At 71.8% G+C, this 22,593-nt stretch carries 19 protein-coding genes; 8 read left to right on the forward strand and 11 right to left on the reverse strand.

From position 1 onward, the window contains the following. Positions 1–11: 11 nt before the first annotated feature. The 8 genes from SCAB_RS07900 to SCAB_RS07935 all read right to left on the reverse strand — a co-directional run bounded on the left by SCAB_RS07900 (position 12) and on the right by SCAB_RS07935 (position 9,786). Positions 12–1,292, reverse strand: coding sequence for a Gfo/Idh/MocA family protein (locus tag SCAB_RS07900; RefSeq protein WP_012999533.1), 1,281 nt, complete (start codon positions 1,290–1,292; stop codon positions 12–14). 77 nt (positions 1,293–1,369) lie between these two features. Then, a complete protein-coding gene (locus SCAB_RS07905; protein ID WP_012999534.1) occupies positions 1,370–2,407 on the reverse strand; it encodes a substrate-binding domain-containing protein in 1,038 nt (345 codons plus the stop codon). Between the two features lie 36 nt (positions 2,408–2,443). Next, positions 2,444–3,460 (reverse strand): ABC transporter permease, encoded by a 1,017-nt coding sequence (locus SCAB_RS07910; RefSeq protein WP_037722698.1) that lies wholly within the window; start codon positions 3,458–3,460, stop codon positions 2,444–2,446. Beyond that, on the reverse strand, positions 3,457–5,061 hold the full coding sequence (locus tag SCAB_RS07915; protein ID WP_012999536.1) for a sugar ABC transporter ATP-binding protein: 1,605 nt from the start codon (positions 5,059–5,061) through the stop codon (positions 3,457–3,459). Before SCAB_RS07915 ends, SCAB_RS07910 begins: the two co-directional genes overlap by 4 nt. A gap of 162 nt (positions 5,062–5,223) precedes the next feature. Next, positions 5,224–6,405 carry an ROK family transcriptional regulator gene (locus SCAB_RS07920; RefSeq protein WP_012999537.1) on the reverse strand — a complete coding sequence of 394 codons (1,182 nt, stop codon included), beginning with the start codon at positions 6,403–6,405 and terminating at the stop codon, positions 5,224–5,226. Positions 6,406–6,735: 330 nt separating this feature from the next. After that, the gene (locus SCAB_RS07925) at positions 6,736–7,410 is read right to left on the reverse strand and encodes a GntR family transcriptional regulator (protein ID WP_063807178.1); all 675 of its coding nucleotides are present in this window, start codon (positions 7,408–7,410) and stop codon (positions 6,736–6,738) included. Positions 7,411–7,611: 201 nt separating this feature from the next. Beyond that, on the reverse strand, positions 7,612–8,550 hold the full coding sequence (locus tag SCAB_RS07930) for a beta-ketoacyl-ACP synthase III (protein ID WP_012999539.1): 939 nt from the start codon (positions 8,548–8,550) through the stop codon (positions 7,612–7,614). Between the two features lie 219 nt (positions 8,551–8,769). Next, entirely contained in the window at positions 8,770–9,786 is a 1,017-nt protein-coding gene (locus SCAB_RS07935; protein ID WP_012999540.1) for a glycosyltransferase family 2 protein, read from the reverse strand. A 123-nt stretch (positions 9,787–9,909) separates the two neighbouring features. Here SCAB_RS07935 and SCAB_RS07940 point away from each other — a divergent pair, with 123 nt between their 5' ends. Further along, a complete protein-coding gene (locus SCAB_RS07940; RefSeq protein ID WP_041668954.1) occupies positions 9,910–10,380 on the forward strand; it encodes a GtrA family protein in 471 nt (156 codons plus the stop codon). 54 nt (positions 10,381–10,434) lie between these two features. Next, on the forward strand, positions 10,435–11,880 hold the full coding sequence (locus tag SCAB_RS07945; protein ID WP_086022843.1) for a hypothetical protein: 1,446 nt from the start codon (positions 10,435–10,437) through the stop codon (positions 11,878–11,880). 75 nt (positions 11,881–11,955) lie between these two features. Here SCAB_RS07945 and SCAB_RS47660 read toward each other — a convergent pair whose 3' ends face one another. After that, positions 11,956–12,093, reverse strand: coding sequence for an MFS transporter small subunit (locus SCAB_RS47660; protein WP_162934351.1), 138 nt, complete (start codon positions 12,091–12,093; stop codon positions 11,956–11,958). Further along, positions 12,059–13,393 (reverse strand): OFA family MFS transporter, encoded by a 1,335-nt coding sequence (locus SCAB_RS07950; protein ID WP_012999543.1) that lies wholly within the window; start codon positions 13,391–13,393, stop codon positions 12,059–12,061. The genes SCAB_RS47660 and SCAB_RS07950 overlap by 35 nt, the downstream gene beginning before the upstream one ends. A 272-nt stretch (positions 13,394–13,665) precedes the next feature. On the opposite strand from SCAB_RS07950, the gene SCAB_RS07955 reads away from it, so the two are divergent. The 6 genes from SCAB_RS07955 to SCAB_RS07980 all read left to right on the forward strand — a co-directional run bounded on the left by SCAB_RS07955 (position 13,666) and on the right by SCAB_RS07980 (position 21,536). Further along, entirely contained in the window at positions 13,666–14,637 is a 972-nt protein-coding gene (locus tag SCAB_RS07955; protein WP_012999544.1) for a 2-dehydropantoate 2-reductase, read from the forward strand. A 10-nt stretch (positions 14,638–14,647) separates the two neighbouring features. Continuing rightward, positions 14,648–16,573 carry a molybdopterin oxidoreductase family protein gene (locus SCAB_RS07960; RefSeq protein ID WP_012999545.1) on the forward strand — a complete coding sequence of 642 codons (1,926 nt, stop codon included), beginning with the start codon at positions 14,648–14,650 and terminating at the stop codon, positions 16,571–16,573. A 6-nt stretch (positions 16,574–16,579) separates the two neighbouring features. Continuing rightward, positions 16,580–18,412 carry an NADH-ubiquinone oxidoreductase-F iron-sulfur binding region domain-containing protein gene (locus SCAB_RS07965; protein WP_012999546.1) on the forward strand — a complete coding sequence of 611 codons (1,833 nt, stop codon included), beginning with the start codon at positions 16,580–16,582 and terminating at the stop codon, positions 18,410–18,412. Beyond that, positions 18,409–19,269, forward strand: a complete 861-nt coding sequence (locus SCAB_RS07970; protein ID WP_012999547.1) for a 2Fe-2S iron-sulfur cluster-binding protein — start codon at positions 18,409–18,411, stop codon at positions 19,267–19,269. Before SCAB_RS07965 ends, SCAB_RS07970 begins: the two co-directional genes overlap by 4 nt. An 8-nt stretch (positions 19,270–19,277) precedes the next feature. Next, on the forward strand, positions 19,278–20,147 hold the full coding sequence (gene fdhD, locus SCAB_RS07975; protein WP_037722690.1) for a formate dehydrogenase accessory sulfurtransferase FdhD: 870 nt from the start codon (positions 19,278–19,280) through the stop codon (positions 20,145–20,147). 153 nt (positions 20,148–20,300) lie between these two features. Further along, positions 20,301–21,536: a DUF4185 domain-containing protein gene (locus SCAB_RS07980; protein WP_041668955.1), complete on the forward strand. Its 1,236-nt coding sequence runs from the start codon at positions 20,301–20,303 to the stop codon at positions 21,534–21,536. On the opposite strand, the gene SCAB_RS07985 is transcribed toward SCAB_RS07980, so the two are convergent. Further along, a complete protein-coding gene (locus SCAB_RS07985) occupies positions 21,475–22,518 on the reverse strand; it encodes a bile acid:sodium symporter family protein (protein ID WP_012999549.1) in 1,044 nt (347 codons plus the stop codon). The genes SCAB_RS07980 and SCAB_RS07985 overlap by 62 nt on opposite strands. Between the last annotated feature and the right edge of the window lie 75 nt (positions 22,519–22,593).

Consider the following 22,593-nt stretch of genomic DNA (forward strand, 5'->3'; position numbering starts at 1 on the left):
TCCGGGTCTCCTCAGACCGAGGTGGGGGTGTGGGTCGGCGTGTAGACGGAGTTCTTCTCGGCGCTCTCCTCGACCGCCGCGAGCACGCGCTGCACCTGGAGCCCGTCGGCGAAGGACGGCTCGGGCCGGCGGCCCTCGGCGACGGCGTGGACCAGGTCGCGGACCTGGTGGACGAAGGTGTGCTCGTAGCCGAGGCCGTGGCCCGGCGGCCACCAGGCGTCCAGGTAGGGGTGGTCGGGCTCGGTGACGAGGATGCGGCGGAAGCCCGCGTGGGCGGCCGGTTCGGTGTGGTCGTGGTAGGCCAGCTCGTTGAGGCGTTCCAGGTCGAAGGCCAACGAGCCGCGCTCGCCGTTCAGTTCGATGCGCAGGGCGTTCTTGCGGCCGGTGGCGAAGCGGGTGGCCTCGAAGGAGGCGAGGGCGCCGGAGGCGAAGCGGCCGGTGAACAGGGCCGCGTCGTCGACGGTGACCGCTCCCCGGCCCGCCCCGGCGCCGGTGGCGGCGAGGCCGGCGGACGCGCCGGCGGGCAGGGGCCGTTCGCGGACGAAGGTCTCCATCAGCGCGGACACGCCGGCCAGGGGCTCGCCGGCCATGTACTGCGCGAGGTCGACGATGTGGGCGCCCAGGTCGCCGAGCGCCCCGGAGCCGGCGGACTCCTTGCGCAGCCGCCAGGTGAGGGGGAACTCCGGGTCCACGAGCCAGTCCTGAAGGTACGTCACCCGCACATGCCGCAGGGTTCCCAGCCGGCCCTCGGCGACCATGCGGCGGGCGAGCGCGGCGGCGGGCACCCGGCGGTAGTTGAAGCCCACCATGGCGAACTGGCCACGTCCGTACGCCTCTTCGGCCGCCGCGGCCATCTGCTCGGCCTCCGCGACGGTGTTGGCCAGGGGCTTCTCGCAGAGCACGTGCTTGCCCGCGGCCAGGGCGGCGAGGGCGATCTCGGCGTGGCTGTCGCCGGGGGTGCAGATGTCGACCAGGTCGATGTCGTCCCGGGCGATCAGCTCCCGCCAGTCGGTCTCCGTCGTCGCCCACCCGTGCCGGTCCGCCATGGTCCGCACCGCGTCGCCGTCCCGCCCGCACACGGCGGCCAGCACGGGGCCGAGCGGCAGGTCGAAGACCCGCCCCGCCGTGCGCCAGCCCTGGGAGTGGGCGGCCCCCATGAAGGCGTAGCCGACCATGCCGACGCGCAGCACCGGTCTGCCGTCCTTGCCGGCGGGCGCGTGCGCGTCCGCGCCGGGCGCCGGCGCTCCTGACTCCTCCGCCTCGGCCTGGTCGGGCTGCTGCGGCTGTCCCATGCGTAGGTCCTCCTCGTCGTCGCGGCGCGGTGCGGGGTGGGGCCCGGCCGTGGGCCGGGCCCCTTCGGCAGGTCCCGTCACTTGAAGCCGGTGGACATGTACTGGTCGACGTTGGCCTTGTCGACGACGGCCGAGTAGAGGGTCAGCGAGGACGGGATCTCGAACTCGGCGAGGCCACCGACACCCTTGCCCTGGCCGAGGGCGCGGGCGAGGTCGATCGCGGAGGCGGCCATGGTCGGCGGGTAGAGGACGGTGGCCTTCAGCACCCCGTCGTCCTTCTTGATCGCCTGGAACGCGGAGAGCGCGCCCGCGCCGCCGACCATCAGGAAGCCGTCGCGCCCGGCCTGCTCGATGGCGCGCAGGGCGCCTACGCCCTGGTCGTCGTCGTGGTTCCACAGGGCGTCGAACTTCGACTGCGCCTGCAGCAGTTGGGCCATCTTGGCCTGGCCCGACTCGACCGTGAACTCGGCGGCCTGGCGGGCCACCTTCTTGATGTTCGGGTAGTTCTTCAGCGCGTCGTCGAAGCCCTGGGTGCGCTGCTTGGTCAGCTCCAGGTTGTCGAGGCCGGCCAGCTCGATGACCCGGGCGTCTCCCTTGTCCTTGAGCTGCTCGCCGATGTAGGTCCCGGCGTTGAGCCCCATGCCGTAGTTGTCGCCGCCGATCCAGCAGCGGTACGCCTGGGGGGAGTTGAAGATCCGGTCGAGGTTGACGACGGGGATGCCGGCCCGCATCGCCTTCAGGCCGACCTGGGTGAGGGCCTTGCCGTCGGCGGGCAGGATCACCAGCACGTCGACCTTCTTGTTGATGAGGGTCTCGATCTGCCCGATCTGCTGGGCCGTGTCGTTGGAGCCCTCGGTGATCTCCAGGGTGACGTCCTCGTACCGCTCGGCGCGGCTCTTGGCGTTCTGGTTGATCGCGTTGAGCCAGCCGTGGTCGGCCTGGGGTCCGGCGAAGCCGATGGTGACGGCCTTGCCGGGCTTGTCGTCGGCGGCCGGCTGTTTGTCGGCGGCCGGGTCGTCCTTGGGTTCGTTGCTGGTGCAACCGGCGAGGACGGCGCCGGCCGAGACGGCGGCGGTTCCGAAGAGCAGTCTTCTGCGGCTGGTGATGTCTGGCATGGCGGTGGACCTTTCCCGTGTCGGCTCTTCGGTGTCTCAGGTCGTGCTTGCCGTACGTCTCTGGACCAGGACCGCGGCGACGATGATCGCGCCCTTGGCGATCTGCTGGACGTCGCTCTGCAGGTTGTTGAGCGCGAAGATGTTGGTGATCGTGGTGAAGATCAGGACGCCGAGGACGGAGCCGGTGATGGTGCCCCGGCCGCCGGTGAGCAGGGTTCCGCCGATGATCGCGGCGGCGATGGCGTCGAGTTCGTAGAGGTTGCCGTTGGTGTTCTGGCCCGAGCCGGCCAGCACGATCAGCAGGAACGCGGCGATGCCGCAGCACAGTCCGGAGAGCAGGTACAGATACAGCCGCTGGCGGCGGACGTCGATGCCCGCGAGCCGGGCCGCCTCCGGGTTGCCGCCCACGGCGACGGTGCGCCGGCCGAAGGTGGTGCGGTTCAGCACCAGCCAGCCGATGATCGTCACGACCGCGAAGACCAGGACGAGCGGCGGGACGCCGAGGACGTAGGCGTCGCGTTCGCCGAGGTCCAGGACGGAGCCGACGGTGACGACCTGGGTGCTGCCGTCGGTGATCTGCAGGGCCAGTCCGCGGGCCGAGGCGAGCATGGCGAGGGTGGCGATGAAGGGGACCATGCCGCCGTAGGCGATGAGCAGCCCGTTCACCAGTCCGCAGCCGACGCCGACGATCATCGCCGTGAAGAGGATGCCGGCGAACCCGTACTCCTGGGTGGCCACGGTCGTCGCCCAGACGGACGCCAGGGCGACGATCGCGCCGACTGACAGGTCGATGCCGCCGGAGGTGATGACGAAGGTCATGCCGACGGTGACGACACCGATCACCGAGGCCTGGGTGAGCACGAGTTGGAGGTTGCGGGTGTCGAGGAACTCGTCGGGCCGGGTGAGTCCGCCGATGAGGATCAGCGCGGCGAGCACGCCGAGGAGCGAGAGGGTGCGGACGTCGGCGCGGAAGACTCGGGCCCGCCAGGCGGGCGGCGCGTCGGCGGGTGCGGCCTTGTCGGCGTCCCGGGGTGGGGACATGGGCTGGGTCATGACGACGGGCTCCCTTCACCGGTCACGGGGTGTGCCGCGCCGGTGGCCGGACTTCCCGCACCGGCCACCGGACTTCCCACACTGGCCACCGGACTTCCTTCCATCACGAGGTCGAGGACGCGGTGTTCGTCCAGCTCACGGGCGGGTGCCGTGTGCACGACCCGGCCCTCGCGCAGGACGAGCACCCGGTCGGCGAGGCCGAGGACTTCGGGCACCTCGCTGGAGACCAGCAGTACGGCGAGCCCTTCGTCGGCGAGCCGGCGGACCACCGCGTACAGCTCGGCGCGGGCTCCCACGTCGACGCCCCGGGTCGGCTCGTCGAGCAGCAGGACCCGGCAGCCGCGCAGCAGCCAGCGGGCGAGCACCGCCTTCTGCTGGTTGCCGCCGGAGAGCGTGCGGACCGGTACGTCGGGGTTGTCGGGGCGCAGGGACAGCTCGCGGGTCGCGGCCCGCGCGGCTCGGTGTTCGGCGCCCCGGTCGATCCAGCCGACGCGCGCGAAGCGGCCCATCGACGACACGGAGACGTTCCTGGTGACGGACTCCAGCATCAGCAGCCCCTGGGCCTTGCGTTCCTCGGGGGCGAGCCCGAGCCCGGCCCGTACGGCGGCGCGGACACTGCCGGGCTTCAACGGCCGCCCCTCCACGCTGACCTGACCCGCTGTGGGCCTGCGCGCGCCGTAGATCGTCTCCAGGATCTCCGAACGTCCCGAGCCGACGAGTCCGGCGAGCCCCACGATCTCGCCGGGCCGCACCTGGAGGTCGAACGGCTCGAACTCCCCGGTGCGTGCCAGTCCCCGCACCTCCAGGACGGGCGCGGCCTCCTCGGGGGGCGCGGGCGGCCGGTCGGGGAAGACGTACTCGACGTTGCGGCCGGTCATCAGTGCCACGACCTCGCGCGTCGGCGTGGACTTGGCGGGCAGCCCGCCCGCCACGGCCCGCCCGTCCTTCAGTACGGTCACCCGGTCGCCGATCCGGCGGATCTCCTCCAGGCGGTGCGAGATGTAGACGACGGCCACCCCGTCGGCGGTCAGGTCGCCGACGATCCTGAACAGGTTGTCCACCTCGTCCGGGTCGAGCGCGGCGGACGGTTCGTCCATCACGATCAGCCGTACCTCGTGGGAGAGGGCCCGGGCCATGGACACGATCTGCTGCTGGGCGGCGGACAGTTCGCCGACGAGCCGCGCCGGATCGACCTCCGGGTGCCCGAGTCGTTTGAGCAGAGCGGCTGTCGACGTACGCGCCGCTTTCCCCCGTACGACGAACCCGGCTGCCGTGGGTTCATGCCCGAGGTGGACGTTCTCGGCCACCGACAGGCCCTCGACCAGGTCGAGTTCCTGGTAGATGGTGGCGATGCCGAGGCGCATGGCGGCGATCGGGGATTTCAGCGTGACGGGTTCGCCGCGCCAGGTGATCGTGCCGTCGTCGGGCTGGTGGGCGCCGGCCAGGACCTTGATCAGGGTGGACTTCCCGGCGCCGTTCTGGCCGAGCAGGCAGTGGACCTCTCCGGCCTGGACGTCGAGGTCGACGCCGTCGAGGGCCCGGACGCCGGGGAACGACTTGGTGATGCCGGACATGGTGAGCAGCGGTGATTCTGGTGCCATGAGTTCCCCTTGGCGGGCGTGCGGGCCGGTTGCAGGGCGGTGCGCGTGCGCGGGCAGGCGTGTTCAGGGCAGGGCAGGGCAGAGCAGAGCAGAGCAGGGCGCCGGTGAGGGCGAGGGCGGAGCGGAGCGCCGATCGGTGGGGTTCCTGTGGTGGGAAACGGCCTACGCGGGTGAGAACAGGTGGTCGCTGATGAGGCGGGCCGCGCCGATGACTCCGGCGGTGGGTCCCAACTCCCCGAGCACGATGGGCAGGTTGTTGGTGGCGAGCGGCAGTGACTGGCGGTAGACCTGGGTGCGGATGGCGGCGAGCAGGGTGTGGCCGAGGCCGGTCACCCCGCCGCCGATCACGACCAGGCCGGGATTGAAGAAGCTGACGAGTCCGGCGATGACCTGGCCGGTGCGGTTGCCGCCCTCGCGTATCAGGCCGAGCGCGGTGGCGTCGCCGGCCGCGGCCGCGGCGGCCACGTCGACGGCGGACAGGGTGCCGTTGATCTCCAGCCGGGAGGCGAGTTCCACCGACAGTCCCTGCCGGGCGGCTTCCTCGGCGTCGCGGGCGAGCGCGGCGCCGCTGAAATGGGCCTCCAGGCAGCCCCGGTTGCCACAGGCGCAGGGGCGGCCGTCGGGTACGGCGAGGATGTGTCCGATGTCGCCGGCGCTGCCCGTCGTCCCGCGGTGGACCTCGCCCCCTGCGACGATGCCGCAGCCTATGCCGGTGCCTATCTTGACGCAGAGGAAGTCGCCCACGGAACGGGCGACGCCCGCGTGCTGCTCCCCCATCGCCATCAGGTTCACGTCGTTGTCGACCATGACGGGACAGCCGAGTTCCTGGCTCAGTGCCTCGCGCACCGGGAAGCCGTCCCAGCCCGGCATGATCGGCGGGGCGACGGGGACGCCCTCGGGGAAGCGGACCGGTCCGGGGACGCCGATGCCGGCGCCGTCGAACCCCTCCGCGAGCCCGGAGGCCCGGAGCTTGGCCGCCATGGACAGCACCTGTTCGAAGACGGCGACCGGGCCGTCCCGTACGTCCATGGGCTGGTTGATGTGGCCGAGTATCTCCAACTCGGCGTTGGTGACGGCCACGTCGATCGAGGTGGCGCCGATGTCGACGCCGAGGAAGCGGAGTTGGGGGGCGAGCCGGATGTTGTGCGACCGGCGGCCGCCGCGCGAGGCGGCCAGTCCGTCGGCCACGACCAGTCCCGTCTCCAGGAGCCGGTCCACCTCCACGGCCAGTTTCGACCGCGAGAGGTCGACCCGGTCCCCGAGCTGTGCACGGGAGTTGGGTCCGCCGTCCCGCAACAGCCGCAACAGCTTGGCCTGGTGCGCGTTGGCAGGTCGAGCCGTCATCCGTCTCACAAGCCCCTCCCGCCTCATCGGCACCGCCGTGCGTGGCTTTCGAGGGGAACGTAGCAGCGGCTGCCGGGGCTGGGAAGAAGTTGCGCAGTAATTAGCGCAGACTTTCTCCACTGAGTGGACAAAGAAGGGGACGAGGGCAGCGGACGGTGACGCAGGCCCGCGCCCCCGAAGGGGCGCGGGGAACTGCGCTACAAGCCACGAGGCACCGGCGGCCGATCACGCGCGGCGACCCCAACGGGGGCACGCGAGTACGGCCGACACGAGGGTACGGCCGGCACGGCGGCACACAGCCGCCGAGAGCACCTGCTCTACACCGCCGCGCTACTTCTCCCGCTCGTGGTACGTCTTCCGCGTGTGCTCCGTGTGGGCGCGCATGACCTGGGTCGCGCGGGCCTCGTCGCGGGCGGCGATGGCGGCGATCAGCTCGCGGTGCTCGATCCAGGACTGGCTGCCGCGCTGCCGGGCGACGGGGGTGTAGTACCAGCGGACCCGGCGGTCGACCTGGGCGGCGAGTTCGGCGAGGACCGTGTTGCCGGCCAGCTCCATGACCTTGGCGTGGAAGCGGGCGTTGAGGGCGACGGCCGCGTCCACCTCGTCGGCGGCGACGGCTCCTTCGCCCTGCGCGCAGAGCTCCTCCAGGGCCGCGATGCCCGCCGTGCCGGCGTTCGCCGCGGCGAGGCGGGCGGCCTCGGCCTCCAGCAGGGTGCGGACCGTCAGCAGCTGGTCGGCCTCCGCCTCCGTCGGCTCGTGGACGAAGGCCCCCTGGGCGGGCCGGAGGTCGACCCAGCCCTCGGTGTTCAGACGCTGCAGCGCCTCGCGGACGGGCTGCCGGGACACCCCGAGGTGCCCGGCGAGTTCGCTCTCGACGAGGTGCTGGCCGGGGCGCAGCGCGCGCGTGGTGATGAGTTCGAGCAGGGCCTCGTAGACGCGGTCGCGCAGCGGGCCGGGGCGTTCGAGCTTGGGCACCGCCCCTTGCGGAAGTCCGGTCGACAACATCGGGTCCCCCTCCAGAGCACCACTGGGTGTACTGCACACGGAAAGTCAACGGCCCGTACTGGAAAGAACTGGAAAGTCCGAGTCAACAGCCAGTATGGATTGTCTTTCGTCTACAGTCTACGACCCGTGATGGCCAGGGGGACGACGAGTATGCCTCGTCACACCGCCCCGGGCGGCACCACGAACGCCCTGCTCACAGGCTCACGGGCAGCGCACGACCTGCCCGGCGTACGAGAGGTTGCCGCCGAAGCCGAACAGCAGCACGGGGTCGCCGCTGGAGATCTCCCCGCGTTCGACGAGCTTGGAGAAGGCGAGGGGGATGCTCGCGGCCGAGGTGTTCCCGGAGTCGACCACGTCCTTCGCGACCACGGCGTTGACCGCGCCGATCTTCGTCGAGAGGGGCTCGATGATCCGCAGGTTGGCCTGGTGCAGGACGACCGCGGCGAGGTCGGCGGGCGTGAGTCCGGCCTTCTCGCAGGCCGCGCGGGCGATGGGCGGCAGCTTGGTGGTGGCCCAGCGGTAGACGCTCTGGCCCTCCTGCGCGAAGCGCGGCGGGGTGCCCTCGATCCGGACCGCGTTGCCCATCTCGGGCACCGATCCCCACAGCACCGGTCCGATGCCGGGCTCCTCCGCGGCCTCGACGACGGCCGCGCCCGCCCCGTCCCCGACGAGGACGCAGGTCGTGCGGTCGGTCCAGTCGGTGACCTCGGACATCTTGTCGGCGCCGATGACGAGCGCCCGGGTGGCGGCCCCCGCGCGCACGGCGTGGTCGGCGGTGGCCAGCGCGTGGGTGAACCCGGCGCAGACGACGTTGACGTCCATCGCGGCCGGGTTCGGGATGGAGAGCCGGTTGGCGACCCGGGCCGCCATGTTCGGGGAGCGGTCGATGGCGGTGGAGGTGGCGACCACGACCAGGTCGATGGCCTCCGGACCGAGGCCGGCCGAGGCCAGCGCCTTGGCGGCGGCGTGGCCGGCCAGTTCGTCGACGGGTTCGTCGGGACCGGCGATGTGCCGTGTGCGAATGCCCACGCGGCTCGTGATCCACTCGTCACTCGTGTCGACCAGGCCCGCCAGGTCCTCATTGGTGAGCACCTTGGCGGGCTGGTAGTGGCCGACGGCGGCGATACGCGAGCCAGTCATGAGTGTTCCCCTCGTAGCCTGTGGTCAGCGGGATCAACCAGTCTGATCAGTGACTCACCGGTACGAGGGCGGCCGAGGCGACAGTAAAGCGCGGCCCGAGTTGTGGGCTTCCGTCAGAGCCCCGACGAGGGCTGCCCGAGCGGCGCGTCCCTTCCGGCGACCGTCGGCCGCGACGCTCCGACGGGGAGCGCGGCGGCCGGCGGCGGGAAATCCCTGCCTTCAGCCGAACGACTGGTTCCGGGGAGCGCCCGAGACGTTCCTGGCGGGCACGGGACCGACGCCGAGCCGGTGTCCCGTGGCGCGCGGGGGGCGCCCCGGCGCCGCGTAGGCGAGGTGCACCAGCCGGGAGTGCTCCTGACGCATGTGCATCAAGGACTCCAGGATGTACCCGACCAGCAGCACGAGCACCGCGATCGTCATGATCGCCGCGGCGAGGATCGCCGTGGGCACGCGCGGCACGGTGCCCGTGCGGATGAATTCGGCGATCACGGGGACGCCGAGGACGACCGAGACGAGGGCCAGGATTCCGGCGACGACGGCGTGGACGAGCGACGGCCGCTCGCGCCGGGCGAGGTCGAGGATGACCCGCAGGATGCGCCAGCCGTCCCGGAACGTGTGCAGTTTGCTCTCGCTCCCGGCGGGTCTGACCCGGTAGTCCACCTCCACCTCGGCCGTGGGGAGCCGGAGGTGGAGCGCGTGCACGGTCATCTCGGTCTCGGTCTCGAACTGGCGGGCCAGCGCCGGGAAGGACTTGACGAAGCGGCGGGAGAAGACGCGGTATCCGCTGAGCATGTCGGTCACGTCGTTGCCGAACAGGAAGCGCACCGCGCCCGTCAGCAGCCGGTTGCCGGTCGCGTGCCCCACCCGGTAGGCGGCGCTGACCGTCTCGCGCCGGGCGCCGACCACCTGGTCGTACGGCCCCTCGAAGAGCAGGTTGACCAGCTCGCGGGCGCGGGAGGCGTCGTAGGTGTCGTCACCGTCGATGAGGAGCAGGGCGTCGGCGTCGACATCGGCGAAGGCCCGCCGGATGACGTTGCCCTTTCCCTTGCGCGACTCCTCCCGGACGATCGCGCCCGCCTCCCGGGCGACCTCCACCGTACGGTCGGTCGAGGCGTTGTCGTACACGTAGATGTCCGCCTCGGGGAGCGCCATCCTCAGGTCGCGCACCACCTTGCCGACGGCGGCCTCCTCGTTGTGACACGGCACGACACACGCGATCGTCGGTTGCACGGCCACTCCCTGTCTGACCCGGACCTGACCCGGTGTCGGATGACGCCATAATTTCGGATGATAGGAGGAAATAATGCGTCATGGGCGCGTCCGGTCGGCCGGGACGCGCCGGGTCGTTACGCTCGCCGCGTGCTGGTTGTCGTATCCATGGCGCAGCGTGTGCGCGACACCGTCCTGGGCGTCTGGCGCGAGGCCGCCGCGTTCGGGATCGTCGGGGCGCTGGCCTTCGTGGTGGACAACGGCGGCTACAACCTGCTGGTGTTCGGCCTTCCCGGCGGCACGGAGGGCGGGGTGATGCAGGCCGCCCCCGTGCGGGCCTCCGTCCTCGCTACGGCCGCCGCGGCGCTCTTCAGCTGGGCGGGGAACCGCTACTGGACCTACCGTCACCGGCATCGCCGGAACGTGACGCAGGAACTGGCGCTGTTCCTGTTCGTGAACGTGGTCGGCCTCGCCGTCACCGCGGGCACGGTCTTCGCCTCACGCCATCTGCTCGGGCTGGAGTCGATGGGCAGCGACAACACCGCCCGCGTGCTCGGCTGGGTCCTCGCCACCCTCTTCCGCTTCTTCACGTACCGCCGCTACGTCTTCGTCGCCCCCTGATCCGCGCCGCGCCCTGCCCCGTACGGTCCTGTCGGCGCTGTTAGCATCCGCCGCATGGGACAAATGGTGCGCATTCCGGGCGAAAAGCGCTGGAGCTGGTGGCTGGCCGCTGTCGCCGTGGTGTGCTGCCTGGCCACGAGCATCGTCTTCAGTCCCGGGTACATGAGTCCCGACAGCATCGACCAGCTCCGGCAGGCCATGGGCAGGACGCCGCTGACCGACTGGCATCCGCCCGTGCTGAGTCTGGTGTGGCGCGCGCTGATCGCCGTCACCGGCACGCCCGCCTCCATGGCGGTCCTGCAGTCCGTCGTCCTCTGGGGCGCGCTGTGGGTACTCGCCGCGTGCGTGTGGGACCTGACCGCGCGCCGTGCCGGTTCGCTCGCCGTCCTCGGGCTCGGACTGACTCCGCCCGTGCTGACGTTCGTCGGTGTGGTGTGGAAGGACGTCCACGCGGCCTGCGCGCTGCTGGCGGCCTGCGCGGTGGTGTTCGTCGGGCTGCGGCTGCGCGACCGCGGCCTCTCCCCGAGGATGCGATGGGGTCTGTTCGGGCTGGGCGTGCTCTTCCTCTCCTACGCGGTGCTCGTGCGCAAGAACGCGTTCCTGGCCGCGATCCCGATGTTCGCCCTGCTCGTCCTCGCGCTCTGGCGCTCCCCCGGGCGCCGCACGTGGGCCGCGTGCACGGCGGCGCTGGTGGCCGGAGTCGTCCTGCCCGCCGCGGCGATCACCTTGATCGCACGGCCCGTGCAGACGGATCAGGGCGCGCAGATCGTGCTCGACGACCTCGTCCACGTCCTGACCGTGGAGGAGCTGCGGTCGGCCGACGTCCGGCCGGAGCTGCGGGACCGCCTGGTGTCCGCCGCCGTGGAGTGCGACCGGGTCGACGCCCTGTCGGACGCCTACTGGGCCTGCTACCCACGCTCGGCGGACGGACTGGCCCGGGACGCCGACCAGCTCACCTCCCTGTGGCTGAGCGAGATGCGCGGACACGTCTCCGGCTATCTGCAGTACCGGCTGCGGGTCTTCGCCGCCCTGCTCTTCGAGACCGGATACGTGTACCAGCCGGGCGTCTTCGCCAACGACCTCGGGATCGAGGTGGCCCGCCCCCGGCTGGAGGGCACCCTCGCCTCGTACGTCAACGGCGTGGCCACCGATCTGCGGCCGCTGTTCCGGGGGTGGTTCTGGCTCGCCGTCGCGCTGGTCCTCGCCGTCCGTCCCGGCAAGGGGCGGTTCTCCCTGCCGGTCCGGGCGCTGGGCATCAGCTCGGCGGCCTACGTCCTCGGCTACCTGCCGATCGTGCCGGCGACGAACTACCGCTACGTCTACTGGCCCGCGCTCGCCTGCGCGCTCGGCCTCCTGCTGCTCTGGGTTGGTCGCGGCACCACCGACCGGACCACGGCGGAGTCCGGCGTCCGGCGGAACAGCGCCACCGTCACCTTCCCGAGCGCCGTGACAGCCCATCGGCCGGCGGCCGCCGCCGACGACCAGCCCTCCGCACCTTGACCCCTCCCCGGAGGCGGACCGTCGTGGCGCTCCGGTTTCCCGGGGCCCGGGACCGGAGCGGCACGGCGGGGGTGCTCACCCGGTGAACAACTGCGTGGCCTTCCGCACGAGTTCGTACAGTCCGTAGGCGAGCGGCACGCCCACCCACACCCAGGCGAAGGCGATCAGGGGGCGGCGGTCAGGCGGATTCGGACTGGCGTCGCTGGACTCCATCGGTGGCCTCCCTCGGGGCGGGGACGTGGAAGCGGGGGTTGACGGGCCGGACCAGCTCGTTGGCGACGAAGCCGATCACGAGCAGTCCGATCATGATGAGGAACGACGTTCCGTACAGGTCGGGGCCGGACTTGCCCGCCTCCTCCTGCCGGTCCGCGATCCAGTTGACGATCAGCGGTCCGAGGACGCCGGCCGTGGACCAGGCGGTGAGCAGCCGGCCGTGGATGGCGCCCACCTGGTACGTGCCGAAGAGATCCTTCAGATAGGCGGGGATCGTGGCGAAGCCGCCGCCGTAGAAGGACAGGACGACCAGGGCGCAGACGATGAACAGCGGCTTGGAGGAGTCGCCGAACTGGGCGATCAGCAGGTACATCAGCGCGCCGACGCCCAGGTAGACGCGGTAGATGTTCTTGCGTCCGATCAGGTCGGACGTGGACGACCAGACGATGCGGCCGGTCATGTTGGCCGCGGAGAGCAGCGCGACGAAGCCGGCGGCCGCGGTGACGGTGACCGGGGTGGAGGAGTCCGCGAAGAAGTCCGTGATCATCGGGGCGGCTTTCTCCAGGATGCCGATGCCCGCGGAGACGTTCATGCAGAGGATGACCCACAGGCACCAGAACTGCGGGGTGCGGATGGCGTCGCGGGCCGAGACCTGGGGGCCGTCCAGCACGCTCGGTCCGGCCTCGACCGGCTTCTCGGTGCGCGGTACCCGTACGAGCAGCACGCCGAGCAGCATGAACACGGCGTACGACAGGCCGTGCACCAGGAAGGCCATGGCGATGCCGGAGGAGTCGGAGCCGAAGGACTCCAGCATCTGGGCGGACCAGGGCGAGGCGATGAGCGCGCCGCCGCCGAAGCCCATGATCGCGATGCCGGTGGCCATGCCGGGCCGGTCGGGGAACCACTTGATCAGCGTGGAGACGGGCGAGATGTAGCCGATGCCGAGTCCTATGCCGCCGACGAAGCCGTAGCCGAACACGATCAGCCAGTACTGCTCGGTGGCCGCGCCGAGCGAGGCGATCAGGAAGCCGGAGGAGAAGCAGATCAGCGCCACCGTCATCGCCCAGCGCGGCCCGTTGCGCTCGACGAGGGTGCCGCCGAACGCGGCGGACAGGCCCAGCATGACGATGCCGAGCTGGAAGGGCAGGGCGCTCTGGGTGCCGCTGAGACCGAGGGCGGATTCGAGTGGGGGCTTGAAGACGCTCCAGGCGTAGGCCTGCCCGATGGAGAGGTGGACGGAGAGCGCGGCCGGGGGGACGAGCCAGCGGCTCCAGCCCGGAGGTGCGACGGGGGGACTCATGATCCCGGACGGTAGGGAGTGGCGAGGGGGATTGAACAGGCGGCGCGGCGACCGTATGCGGTGAGCGGTATGCACCGCGCGCCGAACGGTCGTTCCCCGGCCACCGCGCAGGCCCGCGTACCGGCCACCTTCATGTCCGGGTAATGCCTTGCCCGGCCGCTGTGCGAACCCTTGCCGCTCCAACTTCCATACTGTAGACAATATTTCGTCGACAGATTTCGTCCTGTGCTCCATCTCCGCGGTATCCCTCGACCGAACGGAGCTCCCTCACCATGAAAGTCGCAGTTCTCGGCGCCGGTGCGATCGGCGCCTACGTCGGCGCCGCGCTCCACCGCGCCGGCGCGGACACGCATCTCGTCGCCCGTGGACCGCATCTCGCGGCCATGAGGCGTGACGGGGTGCGCGTGCTCAGCCCGAGCGGGGAGTTCACCGCCCGCGCCCACGCCACCGACGACCCGGCCGAGATCGGCCCGGTCGACTTCGTCTTCCTGGGCCTGAAGGCCACCTCGTACGCGGCGTGCGGGCCGCTGATCGAGCCCCTGCTGCACAGCACCACGGCGGTGATCGCCGCCCAGAACGGCATCCCCTGGTGGTACTTCCACCGGCACGGCGGCCCGCACGACGGCCGGCGCGTGGAGAGCGTCGACCCGGGCGGCGCGGTCAGCGCGGTGCTCGCGCCCGAACGGGCCGTCGGCTGTGTCGTCTACGCGGCGACCGAGCTGGAAGGACCGGGTGTCGTACGGCATCTGGAAGGCACCCGGTTCTCCGTCGGCGAGCCGGACCGCACGATCTCGGCGCGCTGCCGGGCGTTCAGCGAGGCCATGGTCGCCGGTGGCCTGAAGTGCCCGGTGGAGCCCGATCTGCGGGGCGACATCTGGATCAAGCTGCTCGGCAACATCTCCTTCAACCCGATCAGCGCCCTGGCCAGGGCGACCATGCGGCAGATGTGTCTGCACGGCGGCACCCGCAAGGTCATCGAGACGATGATGGCCGAGACGATGTCCGTCGCCCGGGCCCTCGGCTGCGAGGTCGGTGTCTCCATCGAACGGCGGATGGCCGGCGCCGAACGCGTCGGCGACCACCGCACCTCCACGCTCCAGGACCTGGAGCGCGGCAAACCGCTGGAACTCGACGTCCTGCTGGCCGCCGTCGTAGAGCTGGCGGCCGTCACGGGCGTCGAGGTGCCCACCCTGCGCACCGTCCACGCCATCTCGGACCTGCTCGCGCTGAGGAGCGCGGCATGAGGAGCGCCGTATGAGGAAACGCGACCGGACCCCCAGGACGTACACCCGGCTCACCCATCCCCTCGTCCGCGACTCCCGCGACGAGCCCTTCCGACGGGCGAGTTGGGAGGAGGCGCTGGACCGCGCCGCACGGGGCATCGCCCGCCACCGCGACGCGTTCGGACTGTTCTCGTGCGCCCGCGCCACCAACGAGATGAACTACGTGGCGCAGAAGTTCGCCCGCGTGGTCATGGGCACCAACAACGTCGACTCCTGCAACCGCACCTGTCACGCGCCGAGCGTCGCCGGCCTCTCGGCCGCCTTCGGTTCCGGCGGGGGCACCTCCTCCTACGAGGAGATCGAGCACACCGACGTCATCGTGATGTGGGGCTCCAACGCCCGCTTCGCGCACCCGATCTTCTTCCAGCACGTGCTGAAGGGCGTCCACAACGGCGCCCGGATGTACGCCGTCGACCCGAGGCGGACCTCCACCGCCGAGTGGGCGGAGAGCTGGATGGGGCTGAACGTCGGCACCGACATCCCGATGGCCCACGCGATCGGCCGGGAGATCATCCACGCGGGCCTCGCCAACGAGGCGTTCATCGAGCGCGCGACCAGCGGCTTCGAGGAGTACAAGGCACTCGTCGAGCCGTGGACGCTGTCGCTGGCCGAGAAGGTGACGGGCGTACCGGCCGCCGCCATACGGGAGTTGGCGCACGCGTACGCCCGGGCCGAGCGGGCCCAGCTGTGCTGGACGCTCGGCATCACCGAGCACCACAACGGCACGGACAACGTCCGCGCGCTGATCAACCTCTCGCTGCTCACCGGCCACGTGGGCCGCTACGCCTCGGGCCTGCAGCCCCTGCGCGGCCAGAACAACGTGCAGGGCGGCGGCGACATGGGCGCCATACCCAACCGGCTGCCCGGCTTCCAGGACATCCTCGACCCCGGGACCCGGCTGAAGTTCGAGTCGGCGTGGGACACCGTCATCCAGCCGCACTACGGGCTGAACCTGACGGAGATGTTCGAGGCCATGGAGGAGGGCTCACTGAAGGCCGTGTACTGCATCGGGGAGAACCCGGCGCAGTCCGAGGCCGACAGCGAACAGGCAGTACGACGGCTGGGCCGGCTGGACTTCCTCGTCGTCCAGGACATCTTCCTCACGAAGACGGCCCAGCTGGCGGACGTCGTGCTGCCGGCGACCGCCGGGTGGGCCGAGACCGAGGGCACCACCACCAACAGCGAGCGGCGGGTCCAGCGGGTACGCCGGGCCGTCACCCCGCCCGGCGAGGCCCGCGAGGACATCGACATCATCTGCGACCTCGCCTCCCGGCTCGGGCACGACTGGAAGTACGCCGACGCGGAGGCCGTCTGGAACGAGCTGCGGTCGGTGTCGCCGGACCACTACGGGATGACGTACGGCCGGCTGGAGGAGCACCAGGGCATCCAGTGGCCCTGCCCGGACACCGACGGGCTCGAACCTCCCTATCTGCACGGCCGGTTGTGGGACCCGGACCCGGCGAGGCGTGGCAGGCGCGCGCCGTTCGGGATCGTCCGGCACGATCCGCCCGTGGATCTGACGGACGAGCGGTTCCCCATCCGGCTCACCACAGGGCGGCGGCTCGACTCGTACAACACCGGTGTGCAGAGCGGTGGTTACGCCTCGCCGCTGCGGCGCGGGGAGTACATCGAGCTGTGCCCGGAGGACGCCGAGCGCTACGGGGTGGCGGTCGGCGAGGAGGTCCAGGTGTCCTCGCGGCGCGGATCGGTGGTGGCACCGGTGTGGATCGACCTCGCCCTGCGGCCCGGCCTCGCCTTCATGACCATGCACTTCCCCGACGAGGTGGACACCAACCGGCTGACGATCGAGGCCAACTGCCCGATCGCGGGCACGGCGGAGTTCAAGGCGTCGGCGATCCGGATCGAGAAGCTGCCCGTCGCGACCATCGTGAGGTGAAGTCAAGTGGACCTGCACTTCGGTGACAGCAAGCCCACGGACGAGGAGAGAGCGGCGGTCGACGCGTTGCTCGGGCCGCCGGAGTCCTCCTGGGAGGGCGCGGCCCGCGACGAGATGACGGCCGGCGATCTGCGGTGGGCGCGCGGCGGCCGGGAGGCCCGGGACCGTCGTGACCTGCTGTTACCGGGACTGCACGCCCTCAACGACCGGATCGGGTGGATCAGCGGGGGCGCGCTGGACTACCTCTGCAGGCGGCTGACCGTGCCGCCGGCGGAGGCGTACGGGGTGGCCACCTTCTACGCGATGTTCTCGGTCAGGCCGCGTCCCGCGACCGTGCTGCACGTCTGCACGGACCTGGCGTGCGCGGCGGCCGGGGCCGCCGGCCTGTGCGCCGGGATCGAGGCCCGCCTCGGCCCCGGCAGCGGGGTGAGCGTGGAGCGCAGCCCGTGCCTGGGCCTGTGCGAGCGGGCCCCGGCCGCGCTCGCGATCAAGGCCGGGGACCCGGTGCGTACGGCGGTCGCGGCACCCGCGACCGTCGAGGCGGCCGTCCTCGCGGCGAGCGCCCCCGACTCGGCGGACGAGGAACCCCCGGCCTCCATGGCGGTGCCCCAGGCCGGGGACCCCTCCCTGACCCTGCTGAGCCGGGTCGGTGTCGTCGATCCGTCCTCGCTCGACGACTACCGCGCCCACGGCGGCTACGCCGCGCTGCGCCGGGCCTTCGCGCTGGGCCCCGCCGGGGTCATCCGCGAGGTCACCGACTCGGGCCTGGTCGGGCGCGGCGGCGCCGCCTTCCCCACCGGCCGGAAATGGCAGGCCACGGCGTCGCAGCCCGACCAGCCGCACTACCTCGTCTGCAACGCGGACGAGTCCGAGCCGGGCACCTTCAAGGACCGCGTGCTCCTGGAGGGCGACCCGTTCTCCCTGGTCGAGGCGATGACGATCGCCGGGTACGCGACCGGCGCGCACCGGGGCTACCTGTATCTGCGCGGCGAGTACCCGCGCGCCCTGCGGCGCCTGGAGAACGCGATCGCGCAGGCCCGCGCCCGGGGGCTGCTCGGCGACGACGTCCTCGGGCAGGGCTACGCCTTCGACATCGAGATCCGCCGGGGCGCGGGCGCCTACATCTGCGGCGAGGAGACGGCCCTGTTCAACTCTATCGAGGGCTACCGCGGCGAGCCCCGCTCGAAGCCGCCGTTCCCGGTGGAGAAGGGCCTGTTCGGCAAGCCGACGGTGGAGAACAACGTCGAGACGCTCGTGAACGTGCTGCCGATCCTCGCCCTGGGCGCCCCGGCGTACGCGTCGATCGGCACCGCCCGCTCCACCGGACCGAAGCTGTTCTGCGTCTCGGGCAGCGTCGACCGGCCCGGCATCTACGAGCTGCCCTTCGGCGCCGCCCTCGGCGATCTGCTCACGCTCGCCGGGGTGCGGGACCGCTTGCGGGCCGTCCTCCTCGGCGGCGCGGCCGGTGGTTTCGTACGGCCCGACGAGCTGGACATCCCGCTCACCTTCGAAGGGACGCGGGAGGCCGGCACCACGCTCGGCTCGGGGGTCGTGATGGCCTTCGACGACACGGTCCCGCTGCCCCGGCTGCTGCTGCGGATCGCGGAGTTCTTCCGCGACGAGTCCTGCGGGCAGTGCGTGCCCTGCCGGGTGGGGACCGTACGGCAGGAGGAGGCGCTGCACCGGATCGCCGAGCGGACCGGCGCGGCAGCCGCCGGTGACATCGCCCTGCTCAGGGAGGTCGGCCGCGCGATGCGGGACGCCTCGATCTGCGGTCTGGGGCAGACCGCATGGAACGCCGTGGAATCCGCGATCGACCGCTTGGGGGCGTACGAATGACCGTGATCCCGCTGGGAGTGCCGCGTCGGCTGCTGGAGTTCACCCTCGACGGTGAGCCGGTGCGGGCGCCCGAGGGCTCGACGATCCTGGACGCCTGCCGGGCCGCGGGCAAGGACGTGCCCACCCTCTGCGAGGGCGACACGCTCGCCCCGAAGAACGCCTGCCGGGTCTGTGTCGTCGAGGTCGAGGGGGCCAGGACCCTCGTCCCGGCCTGCTCCCGCAGGGCCGAGCCCGGTATGGAGGTGCGCACGGACACCGAACGCGCCCGGCACAGCCGCAAGGTCGTCCTGGAACTGCTCGCCTCCTCGGTCGACCTCTCGACAACCCCGCAGGTGGCCGGGTGGCTCAAGGAGTACGAGGCGAAGCCGGACCGCTTCGGCCCGGACGCGGCCCGGCTGAACGAGGAGCCGAGGGTCGACAACGAGCTGTACGTACGGGACTACGACAAATGCATCCTGTGTTACAAGTGCGTGGACGCCTGTGGGAGCCAGTGGCAGAACTCGTTCGCGATCTCCGTCGTCGGGCGCGGCTTCGACGCGCGGATCGCCGTGGAGCACGACGGTCCCCTGACCGACTCGGCCTGTGTGTACTGCGGGAACTGCGTGGAGGTGTGTCCGACGGGCGCGCTGTCCTTCAAGTCGGAGTTCGACATGCGGGCGGCTGGCACCTGGGACGAGTCGGCGCAGACGGAGACGACCACGGTCTGCGCGTACTGCGGTGTGGGCTGCAACCTCACCCTCCATGTGCAGGACAATGAGATCGTGAGGGTCACCTCGCCGCACGACAACCCGGTGACCCACGGCAACCTCTGCATCAAGGGCCGATTCGGCTACCAGCACGTACAGAACCGGGACTGAGACACGACATGGGACGAGTCACGGAACGACGCAAGGTGATCCGCATCCGGGACGGTGCGGTCTCCACCCGCCCGGACACCCTCGTCGCCGAGGAACCGATGGAGATCCGGCTGAACGGCAAGCCGCTCGCGATCACCATGCGCACCCCGGGGGACGACTTCGCGCTGGCGGCGGGATTCCTGGTCAGCGAGGGCGTCCTCGCCGAGCGGTCGGACCTGCAGAACATCGTCTACTGCGCGGGGGCCACGGAGGACGGCTCGAACACCTACAACGTGGTGGACGTGCGAACCGCCCCCGGGGTCGTCGTCCCCGACATCACCCTCGAACGCAACGTCTACACGACCTCGTCCTGCGGACTGTGCGGCAAGGCGTCGCTGGACGCCGTCCGGACGACCGCCCGCTGGGCCGTCGACGACACCCACGGGGGCGAGGCTCCCCCGGTCCGGCTCGACCCCGGCCTCCTCGCGGGCCTCCCCGACCGGCTCCGCGCGGCGCAGCGGGTCTTCGACCGGACCGGGGGGCTGCACGCGGCGGCCCTGTTCTCCGAGGACGGCGAACTGCTCGACGTACGCGAGGACGTGGGGCGGCACAACGCGGTGGACAAGCTGGTGGGGCGGGCCCTGCAGAGCGGGGCGCTGCCGCTGTCGAGGGCGGTGCTGCTGGTGTCGGGGCGGGCCTCGTTCGAGCTGGCGCAGAAGGCGGTGATGGCGGGGATACCGGTGCTGGCGGCCGTGTCGGCGCCGTCGTCCCTCGCGGTCGACCTGGCGGCGGAGACCGGGCTGACCCTGGTGGGGTTCCTGAGGGGCGCCTCCATGAACGTGTACGCGGGCGAGCACCGGATCGCTCTGCGGGCCGCGTCCGCGGCCGACCGGAGCTGACCGGCTCCCGCGACACGGCGGCGGGGCCCCTTGCGGCGGGGAGCGCCCCCTGCGCCCTCGGGGCCCCGCCTTTGCACCCCGCACGGGACACCGCGGCCGGATCCCGCGACCGCCCCATGGACCGGGCGGACGCGGGCAACTAACGTCCCTCCCGTGCCCGAAGACACAGGAGCACGACGACGGACGGGGGCCGGACCGGTCCTGATCCTGGCCCTGGCCCTGGCCCTCGCGGCCGTGCTGCTCACCGCCCTCCCGGACGACGACCGGGAGGGCGGCGGCACCTGCACGGCGCGCACGGTCCGGGACTGGGACCCGGACGCGGCCCTGACCGGCGAGTTCACCCGCTACGGCGACGACGCGACCCGCGGCGACGACTGGACCGGCGGCGACGGCACCCACTCGGTGCGGCTGCCCGACGGACGGCTGCTGTGGCTGTTCTCGGACACCTATCTGGGACAGGTGCACCCGCCGCCCAACCCGGCGGGCGAGTCCGTGGCGTGGCGGGACACGGCGACGCCGCTGGTGCGCAACTCGGCCGTGCTGATGTCCCCCTCGGGCCGTCTCGAAGCCACCCTCCCGGCCCCCGTCTTCCCGGACCCCGCGCCGGGCAGCTGGCGCTGGCCGGTGGCCGCCCGGGTGGAGCCGCGTGCCCCCGGCTCGGACGAGAAGGTCGTCCGGGTGCTGCTGTGGACGCGCACGACGGGCAGGTCGCCGTGGATCTACGGGGTGCCCACCTCCACCGAGGTCGCCACGCTGTCGCTGCCCGGTCTGCGGCTGGAGGGGATCACGACGGTGCTGGACCAGACGTCGGTGGCCGATCCGGCCCGGCGGGTCCTGTTCGGGACGACCGCCGTCGACGCGGGCGACTGGACGTACGTCTTCGGCGGCACCGACGCGCAGGCCGCCTCCCGGCCCACCTCGCACGCCTACGTCGCCCGGGTGCCGCGCGGCCGGCTCGGGGAGCCGGGGGCGTGGGAGTACTGGGGCGGCACGCGCTGGCAGGTGCGGGGGCGGCCGGCGGCCGTGCTCGGGAACGGGGCCGACAAGGGGGTGGGCAGCGCCTTCACCGTCGTCCGGGACGGGCGTACCTATGTGCTGCTCACCATGGCCGCCGGGACCGCGGGGCTGACGACCGTGACCGCCTACTGGGCCTGCTCCCCCACCGGGCCCTGGCACGGGCCCACCGAGGGCTTCCGCGCGCCGTTGCCGGGCGGCGGGGTCGCCGCGTACAACCCGCAGGCGCACCCGGCGGTCGACGACGGGCGGCTGGTGCTCAGCTACGACGTCAACTGGCTGGACGCCGACGCGGCGGCGGCGCAGCTGAACATCACGCGGAACGTGTCCCTGTACCGACCGCGGTTCGTGTCGCTTCGTCTCGCTGCTCCGTGACGGCCGGATCCTCGACCGGGTCCGCGGCGCGGCGCCTGGCGATGACCGCGCAGACCATCAGCTGCATCTGGTGGAACAGCATCAGGGGCAGCACGGCGAGGGCCGCCTCGGGGCCGAACAGGACGCTCGCCATCGGCAGGCCGGAGGCCAGGGACTTCTTGGAGCCGGCGAACTGCAGGGCGATCCGGTCCGCCCGGCCGAAGCGCAGGGCCTTGCCGCCGTACCAGGTGAGCAGCAGCATCACCGCGAGCAGGACGGCCTCCACGCCGAGGAGTCCGGCCAGCCGCAGCGGGCTGACCTGGCTCCAGATCCCGCGGACCATGCCCTCGCTGAAGGCGACGTAGACGACGAGGAGGATCGAGCCCCGGTCGACGAGGCCGAGGATCCGCTTGTGCCGGGTGACGAAGCCGCCGATCCAGCGGCGGGCGAGCTGTCCGGCGACGAACGGCACCAGCAGCTGGAGCACGATCTTCAGCACCGAGTCGGCGGAGAACCCGCCGGCGCCGCCGCCGAGCAGGGCCGCGGCCAGCAGCGGGGTGAGGACGATGCCGGCGAGGGAGGAGAAGGAGCCCGCGCAGATCGCGGCGGGCACGTTGCCCCGGGCCATCGAGGTGAACGCGATCGACGACTGGACGGTGGACGGGACGAGGGTGAGGAAGAGCAGCCCGGTGTAGAGGGAGTGGTCCAGGAACACCGGCTCCAGGCCGCGAGCCGCGAGGCCCAGCAGCGGGAAGACGACGAACGTGCAGGCCAGGACGGTGATGTGCAGTCGCCAGTGCTTGAGGCCGTCCACGGCCTCGCGGGTGGAGAGCCGGGCGCCGTAGAGGAAGAAGAGGAAGGCGATCGCGACGGTGGACGCGCCGGACGCCACCTCGGCGGCCGTTCCGCGCGCGGGGAGGAGGGCCGCGAACCCCACGGTGGCGAGCAGCAGCAGGACGTAGGGATCGATCGGCAGCCGGCGCGGCCACTTCAGGCGGTTCACGGTGCTCCACGTGCGTTCGACGAGGGTGGGTCCGGGACCGGAAGGCCCCTCTCCATCGTCCTCTCCGGTCCCTTG

The sequence above is a fragment of the Streptomyces scabiei 87.22 genome, assembly GCF_000091305.1.
Lineage (GTDB): Bacteria > Actinomycetota > Actinomycetes > Streptomycetales > Streptomycetaceae > Streptomyces > Streptomyces scabiei.